This is a genomic window from Streptomyces sp. NPDC059679 (assembly GCF_042734105.1).
Taxonomy (GTDB): domain Bacteria; phylum Actinomycetota; class Actinomycetes; order Streptomycetales; family Streptomycetaceae; genus Streptomyces.
Window position 1 is genome coordinate 22,558 of the sequence record NZ_JBHWES010000063.1, and the last position, 18,300, is coordinate 40,857.

The following is an 18,300-nucleotide window of genomic DNA, read 5'->3' on the forward strand; positions in this document are numbered from 1 at the left end:
CACCGGCAGCAAGGTAGTCCGGAGGAAAGGTGGAGAAGCTCCATGGGAGTTCCCGCTGGTCCTCCTCGTTTCGCGGTCTGGTTGTCACGGAAGGGCCGCCTGGATGGGCACGATGCCGCGTTGACCGCGTAACCCCTTGGGGTGGTCGGGCCTTACCTTCACGGCAGCGCCTCGGTCTCGATGTCCGGGTACAGGGCGCGCAGTCTCTCGGGATGGCCCGTGATCACGGGCCATTGCCGGGCAGCCGCCAGGTAGGCGACGTGGCCGGCCGTGGTGCTGGCCTCGTTGTTGACGTTCGCGCGCAGGATCCCCGCCCCTCGTGCATCTGCCTCATCCAGTGAGGCGACGGTCAGCAGCGGGAACTGGACGATGGTCGACAGGGCGTGAGCGGCGTCCGGCTTCAGGTCGGCGTACGCGTCGGACAGCGCGGTCGTCGGTACCAGGAGCGGGATCACACGCTGGTGGGCGATGGACAGCAGGGCCTGCATGTAGAGGCTGCCGCGGGCGGCGGCCGTGAGCGCCGTGGTGTCGAGGATGCGGCCGCCGATCACGCGGCGCTGCTCTGTCCGGTGCTGTCGCCGACGCCGAGCGCTTTGGCGGCCCACTCCAGGTGCTCATCCCCGGGGCGCCCGGCAGGGAAGAGGCGCGCCAGTACGGCGTCCACCTCGGCGGCTTCCTGCTCACGCTGGAGCAGGGTCGTGATGTGCCCGGAGACGCTCGGGATCTCACCTGCGGTCTCTCGGGCTTTGAGCTGTTCAAGCACCTCGGGCGGGAGAGAGATACCGATCTTTGCTGCCTTGGATGACGCCTTGGGTTCGGTCATACCAGAGTCATACCGCATTCCGGTGTGGCATGCGAGGTGTTTGGGTGCACTCGTTGGTGTGCCTTCTGGCGATGTGGCTGTGCGACCACGGGCCCGGGTCGCAGCTGTCGGGCGCAGGGTGGATGTTGGTCGCGCAGGTAGAACTGGTGAGCCGGGCCGAGATGCGGCCACGAGCGGCGCGTCGGAGCCTGGTTCCATGGCTCGTGCCCCGGTCGTCGTGTACCCGCCCGCGGAGGGCGGTGGGCGAAGAGTGCGCGTAAGCGGGGAAGCTCTGGGGGTCGCCTACGGTGCGGCTGACCTGTTGGAGTTCCTGCGCCGGGCTGGCCTGAACCCGGACGATGTGGACTTGGAAGGGCCGATGATCGAGTGGCGCGGTGGCGGACCTGAGGCGTGGTGAGGTGCCTCATTCCTGTGCTGGCGGCTCGATCTGGCCGCAGCCAGCCTCGGCGGGGATTGCCTGCGCGTCAACCAGCGTCGAGATTGACGAGCGAGGCTGCCTCTTTCAGGACCTGCCTTGCTCGATCGGTGACTGCTGGGGGCTGACCGGAGCGCTTGGCGTACGCGTACGTCTCGCGTACCACGCCGCGAACGTACACCAGAAGGTTGGCGCGCTCGGAGGCATCTCGGCGGTCGTCAACCGCCCCGGCGAGCTCCTCCCACCAGAACCCATCGTCGTCGGGGTCGACGGGGATCTCCCCGGATCTGTAGTACTCCAGCAAGGCCCGCGCGGCCACATCTGCCTCCGGGTAGTGCGCCTCTCCGACCTCGATGAGGCGAGCTTCTGCGATCCGTGCCTCCATGGCCCGCCTGTCGATGAGGTGCGCGACCTGCGGCTGCCGCCTGTCGCCGGGGCGGCCGTTGACGGCGACGTACAGCCGCTTGCGCAGGTTCATCGCACTGCCGGGGTTCGGCTCCCCCAGCCGGTCGAGGTACCGGAGCTTGAGGGCGATCTCCCTCCAGGAGGTGCCGCCAGCACGGGCATCGTCGATCGCGGACAGCTGGAAGGGGTCGGCGGCGAGGCGCAGCCACTCGGCCAGCTGCATCCGGAGAACCGCCGCCTCCTGGTACGCCTCGCCGTTCAGCCGGTCAGCGTGCTCTTGGGCGAACTGGAGCACCCCGAACAGCTCCGCATCGCCGGGCCAGCGCTCCAGATACTGCTCGCCCCTGCTGACCTTGCGGTGCAGGTCGTACAACTGGGAGGCCAGCACGCGCGGCGGCTCCACTGGGGCCTGCCGCGCGGGGCGCGTTTCCCGTGATGTCGGTGGCGGCATGGTCTTGCGGGGGCGTCGCATCGGTCGTCGTTCCGTCAGCGGATCACAGGGGCTTGTGCGCGAGGGCGGACTGGGGCAGTTCGTCGCTGGCGTGCACTCGTACGCCCTCCGGTGTCGGCGACGCGGGGGGCCGTCCCGCGCGTCGTACTTCTGAGAAGTGGGCTCTGACCTGCGACTTTCCGGTCTTGATCAGGTTGCCGGGTGGTCACATTCGGTAGCTTACCTACTTCTCCGCGATTTTTTCCTACTAGGAAATGGCATGGCCACGCCATTTTGAGACTCGCGCATAACCGGAATTATGCGCGGCTCTGATGATCTTGAAAATGAGACTCGTATCGGACCGCACCGAAGACTTCAGTGCCGCCAGGAAGACTTCAGTAGCTTCTTCACTGCCGCAGTGAAGACTTCAGTACCTCAAGACGAAGCACCATCGACCAGCCCCCGCCTCGCCGAGGAGAACGCCGTGCTGCCCCAGATCCCACTCGACGATCCCCGCGTGCTGGCCCTGGCCAAGGCCCGCCAGCAGTTCGCCCACGACTGCACCCACCTCCCGACGTGGGAGGAGCTGACCGACGAGGAGCAGGCCGCCGGGCTGCCCGAAGCCCGCAATTACTTGGAATCGGCGATCAACGCCGGACTCATCCCCGCTGGCGCGATCGGAACGACGGCCGGATGCCGATCAAGGTGACCCACCGCACCGAAGATTTCAGTGCCCAGGTCACAGCCGTGCCGACTGAAATCTTCGGTGCGGCCCGACACCTCGATGTGTGCTGGTAAGAACCCCTGCCACCAGCCGCAACCTGGGGCCGTTGTGACGAAGCGTGCGGGTAAGTCATCTATTTACCCGCACACCCGGGAACCTGCTCACCGGCCCGGTCCGGGCCACTACGCTGCCGCCCATGACGCACCAGGACGACACCTTCGACGCGACCGGCGAGGCCCCGGAGCGGCCCGGCGCGGTCCAGATGATCGGCAACGCGCTGCGGGCGCTCCACATCGACCCCGAAGGGGGCGGCGCCATCGAGCGCCCCGCCATCGCGGCCGGACGCCTTCTCGCGGCCGCCGAAATCCTCGCCCGCACGACGGTGTCCGTCCCGGGCGACCCGGACGGCCAGCAGAGCACGGACGACCTGATGCACGGCTTCTACGGCACGGTCGTCGCGCTCAGTGATGCCCGCGGGTGCCTCCTCGGCCCTGCGCGGCGCGCTCCTGGAGGACCGGCTCCGCCGCGCCGAGAAGCAGGCCGACCTCACCGGCGAAGAGGCCGACCAACTCGGCTCCGCGCTGAGCATCGCCCTCGCGGAGACCCGGCGGCTCCGCACAAAGGGCGGCGTCCTCTGAGCCCCGCACGGAAAGGCCCGATCATCGCCATTTGCGGCTGGTGACAGGGTTCAAGCGTGCCGGAGAGACGGCCGCATGGTCACGTAGATGCTGCGGGCCTGGGTCGGCCCAGGGCGCTGAGCGCGCTTGTCGGCTCGGAGCCCCGGTGGAGAGGGGCAGCGCGGACAACGTTAGCCACATACGCGGTATTCACTGTCGGGGACCTCGTCTGGCGTCGTGGGCTTCGCGGCACTCGGGGCACCGGCAGCGGCCGTGACGGTAAGCCTGTTCCGAGCCGTGGTCGAGGTCGGGGTCGCGGCCAGCCATGAGGGCTTGGTCGAGGGCCTGGCCCCACTCGTCGTCGTAAGCGCGGAAACCGTGGACCCGGTGCGGGGTGAGGTCGAGGTCGGTGCACACGTCTGCGAGTTCGTCGCCGGCGGCGAGACGTCGTAGAACCTCTCCGCGCTTGTCGATGGTGAAGATCGCTTCGGCGAGCTCCTTGCGGTAGCCCCAGTCCTGGCTGACTCGTTCGGTGCGGCACTTCTCGCACCGGGATCGGTAGTCGTTCTCGGACAGAGACCGGCCGCAGTTGACGCAGCGTTGCGGCCGGGCCGGGGACTCCTCCCGTGCCGGGATGGGCTCGGGCGCTATGGCGGGATCGGGTGTGATAGGGGCGGGCTGCATGCCGCGGGTGCCTGGAGTGGTGATGATGTGCGTGGCGTCGTCTCCGTCGAGCAGGGCGGCGGCTCGACGGCGCAAGGTGACGTAGGAGACGGGGCAGCGGGGGTCTTTCACCCATTGCGCGATGGTCTTGGTCTGGCCGAACGCAGTGAGGGTGCGGCTGGTCGGGCGGCCGGTGCGGGTCTTCTTCTTCCTGGCCGGGGCGGTCTTCCATTCCCGTTCGGTCCGGCTGGCCTCGCCGACGAAGCGGGTGGTATCCAGGGCATGCCGGATCTCGGCGAGAGCCTGCTCCTTGTCCCAGGAGCGCAGGGGCAGCGCCTGGACGATGTGATCGGCGTGCTCGCGGAGCATGGACCGCCATGCCCGTCGGCCGTCAACTGGTTCCCCGAACAGCAGGGAAGCAACCTCCGGCCAGCGGTCGTACAGGGTCATGAAGGTCAGGCGGGCGTCGTAGGGGGTGTGTGGTGGGGCGATCTCGCGGATGATGTGGCGGATGCGGGCAAGGTAGGCGCTCGCGGTGCGGGCGCTCGCGGCCAGGTCAGCCCGGTCTTCGGGGCTGGTGAGGAATTCACCGGTGGCCAGGGGCACCGTTGCGCTGGGGACGTCGCTGATGACGGACTTGTGCGGGTTGGTGTGCTGTACGCAGGAGACGGCGACGGACAGCGGGCCGTAGTCGGCGAGCACGCCGTCATCCAGGAGGCGGGCGAGGTGCTGAGCCGCTCCGGAGTGCATCGCCCATCCGCTCTCGTCGCCGGACGGGTCGAGGACCAGTTGGGCGACCTGCCAGGGGATGATCAGGCCCTGCTGGTCCGTCACGTTCTGCGGTATCCACCGGTCGTCCTTGCCGGTCCGCCACATGCTCATCGGATCGAGCTGTGCGATCTGCTGCCAGCCGTCGGTGAGGCGGTCGCCGTCGTGCCAGGCGACGACGTCGACCTGTCCCTGAGGGTTGGCGTGCAGACGCATCCGGCGGGAGGGCCAGGTCAGCATGTCGAGTCGGCCGGTCGGTTTCCGCGAGACCATGGCAGCGTCCGGCGTGGGACGTTCCCAGACTGGGGCGTCGCCAGCGCGGCGCGGCTGCGGCGGCAGGTTCAGCAGCAGAGTGTCCTTCAGGGTTCGGCCGCGTACGTTGACATGGGTGATCTGCGCGATGTGGGCGAGTTGCGCTCCGTAGACCTTGCTCTGCTTGGCGGCAGGATCACCGGGCGCCGCCCTCTTGATGCCGGCCACGTCATAGCCATTGAGGATCAGGAGGTTCCGGGCGGCCTCGGCGGGTTCCCATGCGGGAAACTCCTCCTCCGCGGCGTACAGAATGTGATTGAAGTGGGCTCCGCCGGCGCCGCCGAGGTAGGAGGGGTGCAATACCCGCGCGTCGCGCGGGTACTCAGTGAGAGCGCCGCTTTGGAAGGCGGGCTCATCCGGGTGGAACAGGTCCAGCCGGTGCTGCCACCGGTCGAGGTAGGCGGTGATGCGCTCGGCGTCCAGGGCCGGGCTCGTCCACGCGGTGGTCCAGTCGTCGTAGTTGGTGGGGCCCGCGGCGGCATCGAACACCGCGGCGAGCAGCCGCAGCAGGACCGGCCCGTCCTGGGCGCTGTCGGGCAAGACCAACCGATGTGCGCGCAGCAGGGCATCGGTGATGCCGACGCTGCGGGACGCCTGCGCGTCCAGGTCGTAGACGGGAATCCACGGGCTGGTCGTCAATGGGAACAGGGGCATGGGCAAGGGCCTCCAGGAGCTGGCGGGTCAGTTGGCGGCTCGGTCGCCGTCTCGGGCGACGGTCACGATGTAGGCGTTGGCGACGGCGTCCCAACTGCCGACGGTCTGCCACCCGGCCCGCACCATCAGCTCCTCGGCCTCGCTCATGGCATCCTCGACGCTTCCCTCACGAGCGTCCACCGTGGTCACGGCATAGAACGCCCGCGGCTTGCTGCTGTCGGTCGACCAGTCACCGCCCTTGGAGGGGTCCTCACCAATGAGCTTGTCTTGCAGGACCGTGACGTCCATGCAGCCCTGATCGAGGCAGGACGGATCGTTGACGAGCCACGCCGTGTAGTGCGTGATCTCCGACATGCTTGTGCTCCCCTATTGGTCACGGACTCTTGTGTGCGCCCGAGCATGCCAAACTTTAAGAAGTCACACAACAAGTTCGTTGTTTCGAAAACATGTGGGGTGGGCCGACGAGATGTGATCGGATGTCGGCCCCGCTGTGACGGCCGACGCGTCCGCGCTCGGTCGTACGCCTGACCGTTTGGGGAGACCCCGGCGCGCCATAGTGGGGAGGTGACTGAACGCATCGACCTTGACCCTGCCGACGCCCCTTGGCTACACACGCTGGTGCAGCGTGTCCGCTCCGCCCGTGCCGACGGAGACGACGAGGAAGCCTCCCGCCTGGTGGAGTACGGCCGCGCCGAGGGCGGAGACGCCCTGACCCGTCTGTTCGACCAGATCATGGCGTCCCTCGACGAGCGTGACGCCGCCCATGCACGCGGGGAGACGATGCCCCCCTTCGCCATCAGCGCGGCCGCGGAGGGACAGCTCGAGTGCGACTTCTGCGCCGCTTTGAACCCCACGGTCTACTTCGAGGTCACCGAATTCGGCGTCCAGGGCCCCGGCGGCACCTTCTTGTCCGGCGACCGGTTCTATGCCTGTCCGCGCTGCCGCCAGCTCGTCGAAGCGGACGACTGGAAGGGCATGCGTGAGTGGATCGGCCCCAAGCGGTTCGGCCTCGGAAGCCGCATGCTGGTCATGGGCTTCAGGCAGCACCGCAAGGGCGGCGCTGTGGAGTTCGAGCCCGGAACCAACCCCGAAGCCTCCAGGTGAGGGGCCTCTCCAGGGCCCCGCGAACCGGATTGTGTGGCAACGGCAGATCGGTGCGATACCGCAGATAACAGGGCTGCTTCACGCGCGCGCCGTGCGGCCGGTCCCCCCCGCACAGCGCCAGCCGGGTGATCAGACCTCGGGCTCCTCGAGGATGCCAGCGAAGAGGAGGTAGTTGAGGACCACCGTGATCGGGGCGATGAAGGCCAGCCACAGCCGGGCGCCCTCGCGCCGCTGCCACGTCGCCACGTAGTCGGCGAGCAGCAGGCCGACCGGGAGGGCAAGGCCGAGCCGGTAGATGGTCCAAGCGGCCTCCCAGTCCTTCTCGAAGCGGTCGTGCTCGGCATCACCGCAGGGATCGCAGGACATGGGCGAGAGCCCGACAAGGGCGGTGGCGTAGAGCGCCATGGGCAGGGTGACCAGGGTGGACATCAGCGGTGCGCTCCACCCTCGGTAGGTGCGGGTCTCCAGGCTCTCCTCGGTCATGCCAGGTATCCAACGCCGCCGAACCGCAGGATGCATGAGCTGGCCTACTCAGACGAACCCGGTTTCCGGGCCCCGCCGTTACTGCCGCTCCCCGGGCGGGACGCCGCCGTCGCTGGCTGCTCCAGAACGACGCTTCGGTCCTCGGCGCCGGCAGCACACCGATGGCGACGCAGTAGTGACCCGGCGAGGCGCCGCCCTAGTTCTCCGCCGTTGGTGCCCTCTTTTCAGGCACTGTTCCGGCTGGCGTCGACGAGGCTCATCAGCAGCGGATCCTCTCCTGACGTGACCGGCACGTCGCGCGTAGCGACGAGGATCCGGCCCGACAGAAGCATCCCCGCCCATGACGGCACATCGGGCCCCAGCTCCTCCGCGAATTCCTTGTATCTGGACGGGATATCGGCGGATATGGCTTCGCGGAGTAGGACGGCCCTGGCTCGGCGGTTGTGCTGCTCGACAGCCGTGACCCATGCCTGGGATACGGGGATCTCAGCAAGCGCCTTCAACGCTGGCGAGAGCGGAACGGCTATACCTCTGGCCTGATGGATTGACAGGACGAGGGAGATTTCTTCCGTTTCTTCGGCCGTATCCGCTCCCACAGCCAGAACGGGCATGTCGTGAGAAAGACCACTGGTAGCGGCTGGGAGGACGAACGCTGTGAAGTGGATGGCCATGGCGGAAGCGTAGGCCACAGTTCATATCAGTCGTTCCCGGCCGCCTGCAGCGCACACCATTTGCCGCCGCTGTACAGGCGGGCCCGCCGTTCGAATGCAATCGGGTCGCGCGCTGGAATGCAACCTGATCGAATAATGGCGGAAGTAAGCAAGGGAGAGCTGAACAAGTGACTGAGCAGTACACCACCGCACGAACACCGCGTTCCACCCAGGAGTCCCTGGAGGCCGTTCCGGAAAATGCCGGGCGGACAGGGCAGGGGCGTACCAACCGGCGCGCCGAGGATGGGGATCCCCTGACGGAGGAAGCTTCGCAGGCCGCTACTGCCTATCGTCAGATCGCCGAGACGCTCCGCACCAACCTCACGTCCGCGCAGCGTGATGAGCAGGCGAAGGATCTTGCCGACCAGTTCCGTATCGGAGCTGGTCATGCCGACGCATTCCTGGCCATCCTCGACGGTGCCATGGAGTACACCGATCGGGAGCAGAGGCGATGACGCCCTGGCCGGCCTGGCCGGTTCTGTTGGCGTCAGATGTGGTCCGGCAGCCACGGCTCAACGTCCGCCGTGGCCCGGATTAGCTGGGCCAGGGCGTCCTCGGATTTGGCGGCGACGCCAGCGAGGTCCGCTGCGGCCGCTGTTCGGTAGCCGCCCGCGTACCAGACGGCCAGCTGTCCTCGGGTGAGCCGGACGTCGCCGTGGCCGGGGGCCGCGGCGATCCGTCCGGTGCCGTCCTTCACTTCCAGCAGGTACGACTGCCAGGTGCCGCCGGTCTCGCTCTCGATCTCCACGGGCACGGAGATGTCCAGGCCGGTCGGCCAGCCGCGTAGCCGGATGGCTTCGTGGAGGTCGAGGATGCGGAGCATCCAGGGGTGCCATGCCTCCGCTGTTAGCCGGTATCGGTGCAGGTGGTGGAGGAGGGTGGGGTACGGGGGCAGGGTGGAGCGCCGGAAGTGGATGGCGGAGGCCCGGGTGTGGTGGCCGCCGAGGAAGGCCATCATCTCGCTGACGGTTTCCGTGTCGGCGGCCCAGAAGTCATGAACGGCCAGGTCCATGCCGTGCCGCGGGTGCCGCGTCATGGCGATGGACAGCAGCCCGGTTGGTGTCCGAGACGGTCCGAACCGGTAAGTGGTCAGCTCTCGTTTGTCATCCAGCCAGGCCGGCCACCAGTCCGGGCGCAGGATGGGCCCGTTCCACTGCCGGGCCAAGCGCCGCTGCAGCTCCTCACCTTCCTGGGCCCGACCGTGCTCAATGTCCATGCCGGATCGGGTGAAGGCCCGCTTGAGGTCCTCGGTGGCGATCGACCACGCGAAGACGGGGACCGGTGCTTGCCAGCCGAGGCGGCGCAGGTGGCCGTTGGAGGTCGTCCAGACGGTGGAGATCACCGCGCCGTTCTCGCGCAGCGGGCGGAGTCGTTCGGTGAGGAGGCGGCTGGCGAGGCGGTCGCCGCGTTCCTCGGGGGCGACGGCCCCGGCGCTGATGATGGCCGATGGCACGGGGGCGCCGCCGAAGAACTGGGAGAGAAGGAAGCTGAGGCCCCCGGCGATGACGCGGCCGTCGCGGACCGCGACGCGGATGTCGGCGTAGTCGCGCAGGCGGGTGATGTCTCCCACGGTATGGCCGTAGGAGCGGGTGGCGAGTTCGTTGTACTCCTGCCACAGCGTCTCGTCGGCTTTCACGATCCGGACGGGATCGGGCATGCTGCGTCCCCCTAATAGTTGGTGTGGTCGCGGACGGTGTCGGCGTCGACGGGGACGAAGAAGCTGCGGGTGAAGGTGATGACGGTGCTGCCGTCCTGGTTGTGGCCGGTGGTGCGGCAGGTGACGATCCCGGTGTCCGGCCGGCTCTTGGACAGGCGGCGTCCGGTGATCTCCGTCTCCGCATAGAGGGTGTCGCCCACGAACACCGGGTCGCGAAAGCGGACTTCTTCGAAGCCAAGGTTGCCGGTGGTGAGAGCGCTGGTGCTGCGGACGGTCATCCCGCCGACGAGGTGGAGGGTGATGCTGCTGCACACCAGGGGTCGTCCCCACGCGGTGCGACTGCTGTAGTGGGCGTCGGTGTGGATCGGGGCCGTGTTACCGCCGAGCAGGGTCAGCCAGGTGTTATCGGCGTCGGTGACGGTGCGTCCGGGCCGATGCTCGATGACGAGGCCCACCGTCAGCTCGTGGTAGCCGTGCCCGACGACTTCCCGGTAGCGGCCCTTGGCGATCTGTCGGTACCCCGCGGGCATGGGGATGCTGGCCGTCATGCGCGCACCTCGCTCGGAGTGCGGGCCTCTTCGCGGGCCAGCAGGGCTCGGGCGGCGGCGACCATGGGCGGGCCGGCCATGCGCCCGTCGACGCGGACGATGCTCCCGCCAGCGTTCTCGGCGGCGGAAACGATGGCGCGGGCCGCGGCGATCTCCTCCTCGGAAGGCCGGAACACCTCGTCGATGACCGGGAGGTGTGCCGGGTGGACGCAGCTCTTGCCGGTGAAGCCGAGGGCCTTGGCCTTCTCAGCTTCGTGCCGCAGTCCGTCGAGGTCGTCCAGGTCGAAGAACGGCGAGTCGATGGCGGGGATGCCCGCGGCGGCGGCGCTGGTCACCAGCGCGGCCCTGGCGTGCAGGAGGGGCTCCCAGGCGCGGCCGCACCCTGCGGCGGTGGCGTAGTCGGCGGTGCCGAACAGGACGCCGGCGATGCGGTCGGCCCGCACGACCAAGGGCAGCTCCTCCAGCGCTCGGGGCGTCTCGACCAGCGCATACAGGAGCGGGGCGTAGCCGAGAGTGTCGAGGGCGCCGGCGACGACTTCGATGTCGCGGGCGGATTCGACCTTGGGGATCAGGACGATCTGAGGCTTGGCGGGGTAGCCGTGGAGGGCGGCAAGGTCGCGGATGCCGTCGCGGGTGGTGGGCGAGCTGATCCGCACGCCGAGCGCGGAACGGGTGGGCGGGTTGGTGAAGAAGGCGCGCGCCATCTGGCGGGCTTCCGGCTTGGCCGTGGCCGGTACGGAGTCCTCCAGGTCGACCAGGGCGACATCCGCACCGCAGCCGTGCGCGGCAGGGAACCGGGCGCACATGTGGCCGGGGGTGATGATCCATGTTCCGGCGGGGCCAGGGGTCTGGGTCACTGCAGAGCCCCTTGTGCTGCCAGATCGCGGGCTGCGTCGGGGATCATGTCCTCCTGCCCGGCGGTGACCCGGAGCCTGCCCAGCTCGACGAACAGGTCCCAGGGGTGCACGCCCTCCTGCTCGGCGGCCGCGAGCACGGGCTTCTTGAACCCGGAGAACACCCCCGACAGCCCGGAGACCAGGCTGATGGAGTCGATCGTCGGCGGGGCCGGCATGAGGGTCCGCTCCGCGAGATCGGCGGCGTCGGCCAGCAGCCGCAGGTCGATGCCGGTGTGGTGACCCAGGCGCTCCAGCACGGCCACCAGGACCTCCAACTGCGTGTTGCCCGCACCCGCGCCGAACCCCCGGGCACACGCGTCGATCACCCGAGCTCCGGCCTCGATGGCCGCGATCGAGTTCGCCACGGCCAGCCCCAGATTGTTGTGTCCGTGGAAGGCGACCGGCATGTCCACCGCCGCGGTGATGGCGGTGATGCGGGCGGTCACGTCCTGGGGCAGGTAGTGGCCAGCGCTGTCGAAAATGCAGACTCCTTGCGCGCCGTAGCCGACCATCAGCGCGCACTGCTCGGCCAGTTCCTCGGGGCTGGCCATGTGGCTCATCAGCAGCACGCCCTGGGCCTCGGCACCGAGTTCACGGATCACGCCGAGGTGGCGTTCGGTGACGGTTGCCTCGGTGCAGTGCGCGGCGACGCGGACCACATCCACGCCGCGGCGGACAGCGTTGCGCAGGTCGCGGCTGGTGGCCCAGCCGGGCAGCATCAGGGCGGCCATTCTGCTGCGCGGGAGGGCCTGGCGGACGGTGGTGAGCATCTCGTCGTCGCTGAGCCGGCCGTGACCGACCTGGTGAGAGGAGGCGCCCAGCCCGTTGCCGTGCCCGATCTCGACCACGGGGACGCCGGCGGCGTCGGCTGCTGCGGCATAGGTGCGGATCTGCTGGGCGTTGAGCTGGTGACGGACGGCGTGCTGGCCATCCCGCAGGGTGGGGTCGTGCACGATCACGGCAGGCTCGGTCATCAGGCCAGCTCCTTCAGTCCGGAGATCGTGGCGGCGGCGTGCTGTTCGGCCGCGTGGATGGCGGCGGCGCTGATCACTTCGAGGTTTCCGGCGTGCACCGGGATCCGGCTGCGGGTCGCGGCCACCTCCACGATCACGCGCACCGTGGTCTCGGTGACGGTGCACGAGGTGACCCGGTAGCCCGGGATGACGGCCCGCACGGCCGTCTCGGCGGCTTCCACCAGTGTCCGGACCGGGCCCTGTTCGACGTCGTCGGCTGCCACCAGCGTCATGGCGATTCGGAACGGCGGCGCCGGCCGGGCGGCGGAGATGTTCAGGATGGCTTTGGCCCGCTCGGTGCCGGTGAACTGGCCGATCGCGGCCTGGGTCGTGGAGACGTACTCGTCGAGGTTGAGCCGACTTGCCCGGCCCACGCTGGCGGTCGCGGCCGTGGCCACCATTTCCACGTACGAGGGCCGGTAGCGCTGCGCGAGAGCGTGCAGGACGGGGATCGAGGCCTGGCCGCCGCAGGAGACGAGCCCGATGTGCTGGTGCGCGGCGGCCTGGTGACCGTTGACGGTCGGCACGATCAGGGCCCCGGCGCCGGTCGGTGTCAGGTCGACCAGCACCGCCCCGGTGTCGGCGAGCTTCTGCGCGTGCTCCGGGTGGTCGAAGGCGTTGGTCGCGTCGAAGACGACGTCGAAGTGTCCCGCTTCCAGCAGGGCGTCGATGCCGCCCGTCGCCGTGGTGCAGCCGAGCTCGACGGCTTGGGCCAGCCCGCGGCTGCCCGGCGTGCGACCGACGACGAGCCCGCACGTGAAGGACGGCGAGTTCTGTATCCGCTCGATCAGGTCGAGACCGAGGAGTCCGGTCCCCAGGACGGCAGTGGTCAGCATGAGTGCTCCGATCCAAGGTCAAAGATCAGCGGGTAAGACGTGCAGGTGGATGGCGGGAAGGCAGGTGGAGGTGGCGCGGAAGTTCGTGCCCGGGGTCAGGGGGAAGCTGGCGTGTACCGATCCGGCCAGGACGATGTCTCCGGCCCGCAGGCCGGTACCGAGCCGGGATAGGCGGTGTGTCAGCCAGACCAGGGCCTGGAGCGGGTCGCCGAGGATGTCGCGGCCCCGCCCGGCCCCGGCGAGGGTGCCGTTGGCTGTCGTTGTGATCTGCTCGGCGGCAAGGTCCCAGGCCGGGTCGAACGGGGCAGGCCTGCCGGTGATCACGCCCGCGCAGGCGGCGTTGTCGGCGATGCTGTCGATCAGCGTGATGTCCCAGCCGGTGAAGCAGGTGTCGAGGATCTCGAAGGCGAGGAACACCTCGGCCACCGCCGCCCGCACGGCATCCAGGTTGGCGGGCCCGGTCAGATCGTGCCCGAGCCGGAAGGCGATCTCGGTCTCGATCCTCGGGTTCATGAAGTCGCCCGTGCGCAAGCTGCTCCCGCTGGCCGCGACCATGTGGTCCAGCACGACGCCGGAGTCGGGCTCGTGGATGCCCATCTGCTCCTGCATCGCGGCCGAGGTCAACCCGACCTTGTGGCCGGCGATCCGGGCCCCGGCCCGCAGGCGCCACACCGTGCTGATCTGCTGGATGCGGTAGGCGTCCGCCAGGGTCAGCTCCGGGAAGCGCCTCGACAGCATCGGGACGGGAATGCGGGTCCGTGCTGCCTGGGCCAGTTCCTCGGCCAGCCGGATGAGGACCTCTTCGCTCGCGCCCGGGGCGGTCGGACGTCCGGCGGCGCCTTGGCTCGCGGGCATCGGCTACCTCCCGCCGGTGGGCCGAGTGGCCGCATTTGCCTTGGCGTGCAGGGCGGCGAGCACCGGCAGGAAGTCGGCCGTCGGACCGCCGAGCCCGGCGATGTCAGCCTCCGAACGGATGAAGCCGATCCTGTCCAGCTCGGGGATGCGGCCCTGCTCGACCTCGCAGGAGGCGAGCGCCGCGTGAGCGTCCTTGAGCGTGTCAGCCGGCCGGGCTGGCGCTCGGAAGTGGAAGCCGATGTTGCCCCGGTTCCCGCGGGTCACCGCCCACAACTCCAGGTCGCGGTGCGGCACCTCGAGTCCGATTTCCTCGGCGAGCTCCCGGGCGGCATGCCGGGCCAGCGCGTCCGCGTCCAACCCGGCACTGCCGGTGGGCGGCTCGATCGTGCCGCCGGGCAGCTGCCAGCGCCCGGAGCCGGCGGTCGACGCCGCCATACGCCCCACCAACAGGTGACCGTCGTTCGTCGGCTGGGCGACGGAGACGAACAGCGAGGGCGCCGGCACAGCGTGGTCAGGGTCCAGGCGCAGGACCAGGAGCCGGTAGGTGGCGCGGCACCACGACAGGACCATCGTCCCCGGGTCCTTCCACTCCACTTTGGTGCACACCACCACCGGCCCGTCGAAAAGCGTGGGGTTGGCCGAGGCCATCTCCTCCCACCTGCGGTTCATCGCAGCCCTCTGGGCGCCGGTGAGTTCCGGCGGTGCCGTCTCCACCAGGTGGAGGTCGGGGACGCCGAGGAGTTCAACGGCGGGGTTGGACAGGCTCATGTTCAACGTGATCTCCACTTCGGGCCCGCACTCGCGGACCATTCGATCGCTCGGCATCGGGGCCGCGGCCGGTGAGGCGCGGAGCCCGGAAGCTACCGCTTCGGCGGCGCGGGACGGGCAAGGCGCGAAGGCTGGGGCGAGTGAAGGTGTGCAGGGCTCAGGCCGGGCCAGCCGCGTCGTGCCCAGGGGCCTCGGGTAGCGCCGCCCGCCGTGCTGCGAGGGCCGTATCCGTAAAGCCGTCATGGAGTGCCACCACGACAGTCGCGGCATCACACCCATCCCGGGTCTCCCTCCGAAGCGCTCTGGAGTCAGGGACGGCAGTCTGGGCCCGGGGCGGCGGGTGTCATCAGGGGGCGCACCGGTGGTACTTGCCCGGCGTGTGGCGCGGCGCGTCGCGGGGAGCGTGAGGGGTTGGGAAGAGGGGAGCGCGAGGGGGCGGGACCGTGGAAGCGCTCCCTGGCCCCCAGCCGGTGCACTACTGTCGGTTATGGCATTTTCACAGCGAGAATTCGCCTGCGGTGGAGGCTGTCCATGCCGTCCGAGTCCGTGCCCGACCAGCTCCCGCAGTCCGGGGAGTCCGCGTTCTGCTACTGGTTCCGTATCTGCGGCTTCTCCAAGAAGGGGCTGGCGGCCGCCGTCACAGAACGGGCTCGTGTCGTCGGCTTTCCGCATGTCCGCCCTGATGGTTCCCGGGTGCGCGGCTGGCTGGGCGGCGAGCAGCCGCGCGAACCGGTGCCCCAGCTGCTGGCCGAGGTCTTCTCCGCCCGCTGCGGCCGCCACCTCACCCCGGCCGACCTCGGGTTCGCCGGGGCCTCTCTGGATGACCTCACCCGCTACCGGGGCCCGGCCGAGCTCCTGGGTGACCTGGCCCGTACCGCCTCAGCCGGGCTCGTACACGAGTCCCCGCCAGCGGATCCGCCCGTACCGGACAGCGAGCAGTATCGCTTCGAGATTCCGTACGACCCGGAGCGGCTGCTGACCGGGCTGCACTCCTGGGCGTACGTACAGCCCCATGGCCTCCCCGGCACTGCGACCGACGCGCCCGGCCGGCGGCTGGGCGCCGCTGACGCGGCCCTCATCGCTGACTACACCCGAGTGTTCCGGACCATGGACAACCGGCACGGGGGCGGCTCCACCCTGCACTCCGCTACTGGTCAACTGGCCTGGGCCACCCGCACGATCCGCGACGGCCGCTACACCGAAGCCGCAGGCCGGGCCCTTTTCCGCGAACTCGCAGACCTCGCCGGATGCGTCGGCTGGATGTCCCACGACGTCGCCCAGTGGCCCGCCGCCATCCGAAACCTGACCCTGGCCGTGCACGCAGCCCGCGAGAGCGGCGACGCCAACCTCACCGCCCACCTCCTGCAATGCCTCGCCCGCATCTGGGGCTACCTCGGCCACCCCGACACCGCCGCCGACTGCATCGCCCTCGCCCTGTACGGCACACGGAACTGCGCCCACCCCGTACTCCGCGCCGGCCTGTACTCCCTCGCTGCCCGCTTCGCCGCCATGCGCAACGAGAGCAGAGAAGCGTTGCGCAACGTACGCCACGCACAGGAGATCTTCAACGAGGAGACCTCTGACGAACTACCGGCCTACGTCGCTTACCTCAACCACGCGGAACTCTCCTCCACCCTCGGCGAAGTCCTGCTGTTCCTCGCCCGCACCAGCAACCACCACCAGCACGCGACAACAGCGCTCGAACTGCTCGGCATAGCCGCCGCAGAAAGAGACCCGGACCGGGCGCGGTCCCGAGCGTTCGACGCCGTCGGAGCGGCGCGAGCCTTGCTCGTCGTCGGCGACATCGACGCCGCCTGTGACGCGGGCCGCCGAGCCCTCGACGTGGGCAGCGCAGTGGATTCCACCCGGGTCCGCCGCCGCTTCCTGGACCTGGCCCGCGAAGCAGCGCCCCACGAAGCCGCTCCAGCCGTGCGCGACCTGCGTGAACAGCTCCTCGCCATCAGTGCGGAAGGCCCACGACGATGAAGCGCCCACGACCTGACCGCGCTCGTACTGGCGGCCGACGGTCGGCAGTACAGGAACTGCGCCAGGCACTGGCAGCTGTATCTGTCTAGCCGAGGAAGGCGGTCACACGCTCAATGACCTGGGCCTGCCAGGCCTGGGACTGCGGGTAGCTTGTGGTGACCCAGAGCCGAGGAGAGGGCAAGTGGAAGATCCGTCCCTGAAGTTTCAGATGATCGTGCAGAACGAGGCCAGACTGGACCGCGACCGCGCGCTGGTGGCCTTCATGCGGGCCCGCATTGCCGAACGCGCGGAAGCCGCCGACAAGCACGAGCATTTGCTCCTCGTCGGCGTGCAGCGCGTTTTGGATGCGTTCGATGCCCAGTTCGAGCACGCAGCGCAGGCCCAGCGCGCGGACGGGGTTCCCGAGTATGCTGACGCGCTCGGCTGGTCGCTGCGCTGCACGGCCTTCGCGGCCTTCTCCGGGCACCCGGATTTCCGGATGGACTTCAAGCCGTGATGCCCCGGCAAGCTCTCGCCGAACGTCCCGGCGGCGAGATTGCGCGCCCCCAGACCAGGGCGGAAGACGCCTTCGAGAAGATCAGGGAAGACCTCGGCCAGGTGGCCCCACGCGATCCCGTGACCCGCGAGCTGGGCCAGCGCCGGTACCGCATGGACATCCTGCGCGACATCTGCACGGCCGAAGCGTTCACCACTGTCATGAACTGGCTGGCGTCTTCCACGATCCCCAGCATCAACAGCAAGAGGAACTACGCCGACGATCTGCGGTTCTGGCACCAGTTCGCGAAGGAACTCGGGCACGAGCGCTTTTACATCGGCTGCATCACCCGTGGGGATGTCACCACCTGGCGGCTGAGCGAGGAGAAGCGCGAGCGGGCAGACCGCAGCATCGCGCGCCGCCTGTCCGCCCTCTCCTCCCTGACCGTCTTCGCCGCCGAGGAGTCGCAGACCTACATCCCCAACCCCGTCACCCGCCACAACCGGCCGAAGATCGACCGACACGACGAGACCACTGCCACCCCCATGCTGGAGGTCGACGAGTTTGCCGCCCTTTTCGACTGGGCGGAGTGTCTGCGCGACGTCGTGGTGATGTCCCTCGTCTACACCTTCGCCGGCCGCGTCAGCGAATGGTGCGAAGCCGATGTCACTGACTTCCGTGACGGCCGCGCCCCAGTGATCGACCTGACCCGCAAGGGCAACCAGGGCCGGCAGTGGGGCGTCCCGCCCCGGCTCGCCGAGCTCCTGGTCCTCCTCATCGACGGGAGGACCGAGGGGCCGCTGCTCCTGGATTCCGAAGGGCGGCGCCTGGACCGCCACGACGTCGACCGCATCCTGACCCGTGTGGGGAAGCGGGCTGGAGTCCTGCCCGGCCGTGACCTGACCCCGCATGTGCTCAGGGTCAGCCGCCTGACCCACATGCACGACGACGGGGTACCTCTGGAGGAGATCCAGGAATACGCCGGTCACCGCGATCCAGCGACGACGCTCTCTTACATCCGCCGCCGCGGCGACCAGGCACGCCGCGCCCGACACGCAGCCGACGGAGTCGACAAGTTCAGCACCCAGCTGGGGCGCTGGCTCGCGCTCACCGCGTGATGCCCCGCGCCGCGCCCTCACCCGGCCGAGCGGCGGCGCC

At 69.2% G+C, this 18,300-nt stretch carries 22 protein-coding genes; 7 read left to right on the plus strand and 15 right to left on the minus strand.

The genetic code is table 11. The features are described 5' to 3' along the window. Positions 1 to 158 precede the first annotated feature (158 nt). From ACFV2X_RS42950 to ACFV2X_RS42960, 3 genes are all read right to left on the minus strand, one after another. On the minus strand, positions 159 to 551 hold the full coding sequence (locus ACFV2X_RS42950) for a hypothetical protein (protein ID WP_385626876.1): 393 nt from the start codon (positions 549 to 551) through the stop codon (positions 159 to 161). Beyond that, the gene (locus ACFV2X_RS42955) at positions 548 to 823 is read right to left on the minus strand and encodes a hypothetical protein (RefSeq protein ID WP_385626878.1); all 276 of its coding nucleotides are present in this window, start codon (positions 821 to 823) and stop codon (positions 548 to 550) included. The genes ACFV2X_RS42950 and ACFV2X_RS42955 overlap by 4 nt, the downstream gene beginning before the upstream one ends. Before the next feature lie 464 nt (positions 824 to 1,287). After that, positions 1,288 to 2,031 carry a hypothetical protein gene (locus ACFV2X_RS42960; protein WP_385626880.1) on the minus strand — a complete coding sequence of 248 codons (744 nt, stop codon included), beginning with the start codon at positions 2,029 to 2,031 and terminating at the stop codon, positions 1,288 to 1,290. 526 nt (positions 2,032 to 2,557) lie between these two features. Between ACFV2X_RS42960 and ACFV2X_RS42965 the strand changes: the two genes are divergently transcribed. Beyond that, positions 2,558 to 2,782: a hypothetical protein gene (locus ACFV2X_RS42965; RefSeq protein WP_385626882.1), complete on the plus strand. Its 225-nt coding sequence runs from the start codon at positions 2,558 to 2,560 to the stop codon at positions 2,780 to 2,782. A 148-nt stretch (positions 2,783 to 2,930) separates the two neighbouring features. Here ACFV2X_RS42965 and ACFV2X_RS42970 read toward each other — a convergent pair whose 3' ends face one another. Then, the gene (locus tag ACFV2X_RS42970; protein WP_385626884.1) at positions 2,931 to 3,233 is read right to left on the minus strand and encodes a hypothetical protein; all 303 of its coding nucleotides are present in this window, start codon (positions 3,231 to 3,233) and stop codon (positions 2,931 to 2,933) included. A gap of 31 nt (positions 3,234 to 3,264) precedes the next feature. Between ACFV2X_RS42970 and ACFV2X_RS42975 the strand changes: the two genes are divergently transcribed. Beyond that, positions 3,265 to 3,435 carry a hypothetical protein gene (locus ACFV2X_RS42975; RefSeq protein WP_385626886.1) on the plus strand — a complete coding sequence of 57 codons (171 nt, stop codon included), beginning with the start codon at positions 3,265 to 3,267 and terminating at the stop codon, positions 3,433 to 3,435. Between the two features lie 189 nt (positions 3,436 to 3,624). Here the strand turns inward: ACFV2X_RS42975 and casA are convergent, their stop codons facing one another. Beyond that, positions 3,625 to 5,811, minus strand: coding sequence for a type I-E CRISPR-associated protein Cse1/CasA (casA, locus tag ACFV2X_RS42980; RefSeq protein WP_385626888.1), 2,187 nt, complete (start codon positions 5,809 to 5,811; stop codon positions 3,625 to 3,627). A 27-nt stretch (positions 5,812 to 5,838) separates the two neighbouring features. After that, positions 5,839 to 6,165 carry a hypothetical protein gene (locus ACFV2X_RS42985; RefSeq protein WP_385626890.1) on the minus strand — a complete coding sequence of 109 codons (327 nt, stop codon included), beginning with the start codon at positions 6,163 to 6,165 and terminating at the stop codon, positions 5,839 to 5,841. A gap of 210 nt (positions 6,166 to 6,375) precedes the next feature. Between ACFV2X_RS42985 and ACFV2X_RS42990 the strand changes: the two genes are divergently transcribed. After that, entirely contained in the window at positions 6,376 to 6,915 is a 540-nt protein-coding gene (locus ACFV2X_RS42990; protein ID WP_385626892.1) for a hypothetical protein, read from the plus strand. A gap of 129 nt (positions 6,916 to 7,044) precedes the next feature. On the opposite strand, the gene ACFV2X_RS42995 is transcribed toward ACFV2X_RS42990, so the two are convergent. Next, entirely contained in the window at positions 7,045 to 7,398 is a 354-nt protein-coding gene (locus ACFV2X_RS42995; RefSeq protein ID WP_385626893.1) for a hypothetical protein, read from the minus strand. Positions 7,399 to 7,622: 224 nt separating this feature from the next. Further along, on the minus strand, positions 7,623 to 8,069 hold the full coding sequence (locus tag ACFV2X_RS43000) for a hypothetical protein (protein ID WP_385626895.1): 447 nt from the start codon (positions 8,067 to 8,069) through the stop codon (positions 7,623 to 7,625). A gap of 167 nt (positions 8,070 to 8,236) precedes the next feature. Here ACFV2X_RS43000 and ACFV2X_RS43005 point away from each other — a divergent pair, with 167 nt between their 5' ends. Continuing rightward, positions 8,237 to 8,563, plus strand: a complete 327-nt coding sequence (locus ACFV2X_RS43005; protein WP_385626897.1) for a hypothetical protein — start codon at positions 8,237 to 8,239, stop codon at positions 8,561 to 8,563. A gap of 32 nt (positions 8,564 to 8,595) precedes the next feature. On the opposite strand, the gene eis is transcribed toward ACFV2X_RS43005, so the two are convergent. The 7 genes from eis to ACFV2X_RS43040 are packed head-to-tail and all read right to left on the minus strand — an operon-like array spanning position 8,596 to position 14,681. Then, positions 8,596 to 9,765, minus strand: coding sequence for an enhanced intracellular survival protein Eis (gene eis / locus ACFV2X_RS43010; RefSeq protein WP_385626899.1), 1,170 nt, complete (start codon positions 9,763 to 9,765; stop codon positions 8,596 to 8,598). An 11-nt stretch (positions 9,766 to 9,776) separates the two neighbouring features. Continuing rightward, positions 9,777 to 10,313, minus strand: a complete 537-nt coding sequence (locus tag ACFV2X_RS43015) for a MaoC family dehydratase (RefSeq protein WP_385626900.1) — start codon at positions 10,311 to 10,313, stop codon at positions 9,777 to 9,779. After that, positions 10,310 to 11,170 (minus strand): HpcH/HpaI aldolase/citrate lyase family protein, encoded by an 861-nt coding sequence (locus ACFV2X_RS43020; protein ID WP_385626901.1) that lies wholly within the window; start codon positions 11,168 to 11,170, stop codon positions 10,310 to 10,312. Before ACFV2X_RS43020 ends, ACFV2X_RS43015 begins: the two co-directional genes overlap by 4 nt. Continuing rightward, positions 11,167 to 12,183 (minus strand): 4-hydroxy-2-oxovalerate aldolase, encoded by a 1,017-nt coding sequence (dmpG, locus tag ACFV2X_RS43025; RefSeq protein ID WP_385626903.1) that lies wholly within the window; start codon positions 12,181 to 12,183, stop codon positions 11,167 to 11,169. The genes ACFV2X_RS43020 and dmpG overlap by 4 nt, the downstream gene beginning before the upstream one ends. Further along, the gene (locus tag ACFV2X_RS43030) at positions 12,183 to 13,058 is read right to left on the minus strand and encodes an acetylating acetaldehyde dehydrogenase (RefSeq protein WP_385626905.1); all 876 of its coding nucleotides are present in this window, start codon (positions 13,056 to 13,058) and stop codon (positions 12,183 to 12,185) included. Before ACFV2X_RS43030 ends, dmpG begins: the two co-directional genes overlap by 1 nt. 18 nt (positions 13,059 to 13,076) lie before the next feature. Then, the gene (locus ACFV2X_RS43035; protein WP_385626906.1) at positions 13,077 to 13,913 is read right to left on the minus strand and encodes a 2-keto-4-pentenoate hydratase; all 837 of its coding nucleotides are present in this window, start codon (positions 13,911 to 13,913) and stop codon (positions 13,077 to 13,079) included. 3 nt (positions 13,914 to 13,916) lie between these two features. Next, positions 13,917 to 14,681, minus strand: coding sequence for an NUDIX domain-containing protein (locus ACFV2X_RS43040; protein WP_385626908.1), 765 nt, complete (start codon positions 14,679 to 14,681; stop codon positions 13,917 to 13,919). A gap of 531 nt (positions 14,682 to 15,212) precedes the next feature. Between ACFV2X_RS43040 and ACFV2X_RS43045 the strand changes: the two genes are divergently transcribed. From ACFV2X_RS43045 to ACFV2X_RS43055, 3 genes are all read left to right on the plus strand, one after another. Next, on the plus strand, positions 15,213 to 16,667 hold the full coding sequence (locus ACFV2X_RS43045; protein WP_385626910.1) for a transcriptional regulator: 1,455 nt from the start codon (positions 15,213 to 15,215) through the stop codon (positions 16,665 to 16,667). A 181-nt stretch (positions 16,668 to 16,848) separates the two neighbouring features. Continuing rightward, complete coding sequence (locus ACFV2X_RS43050) at positions 16,849 to 17,163, plus strand: hypothetical protein (protein ID WP_385626912.1); 315 nt, start codon at positions 16,849 to 16,851, stop codon at positions 17,161 to 17,163. After that, the gene (locus ACFV2X_RS43055; protein WP_385626914.1) at positions 17,163 to 18,260 is read left to right on the plus strand and encodes a tyrosine-type recombinase/integrase; all 1,098 of its coding nucleotides are present in this window, start codon (positions 17,163 to 17,165) and stop codon (positions 18,258 to 18,260) included. The genes ACFV2X_RS43050 and ACFV2X_RS43055 overlap by 1 nt, the downstream gene beginning before the upstream one ends. The last annotated feature ends 40 nt before the right edge of the window (positions 18,261 to 18,300 follow it).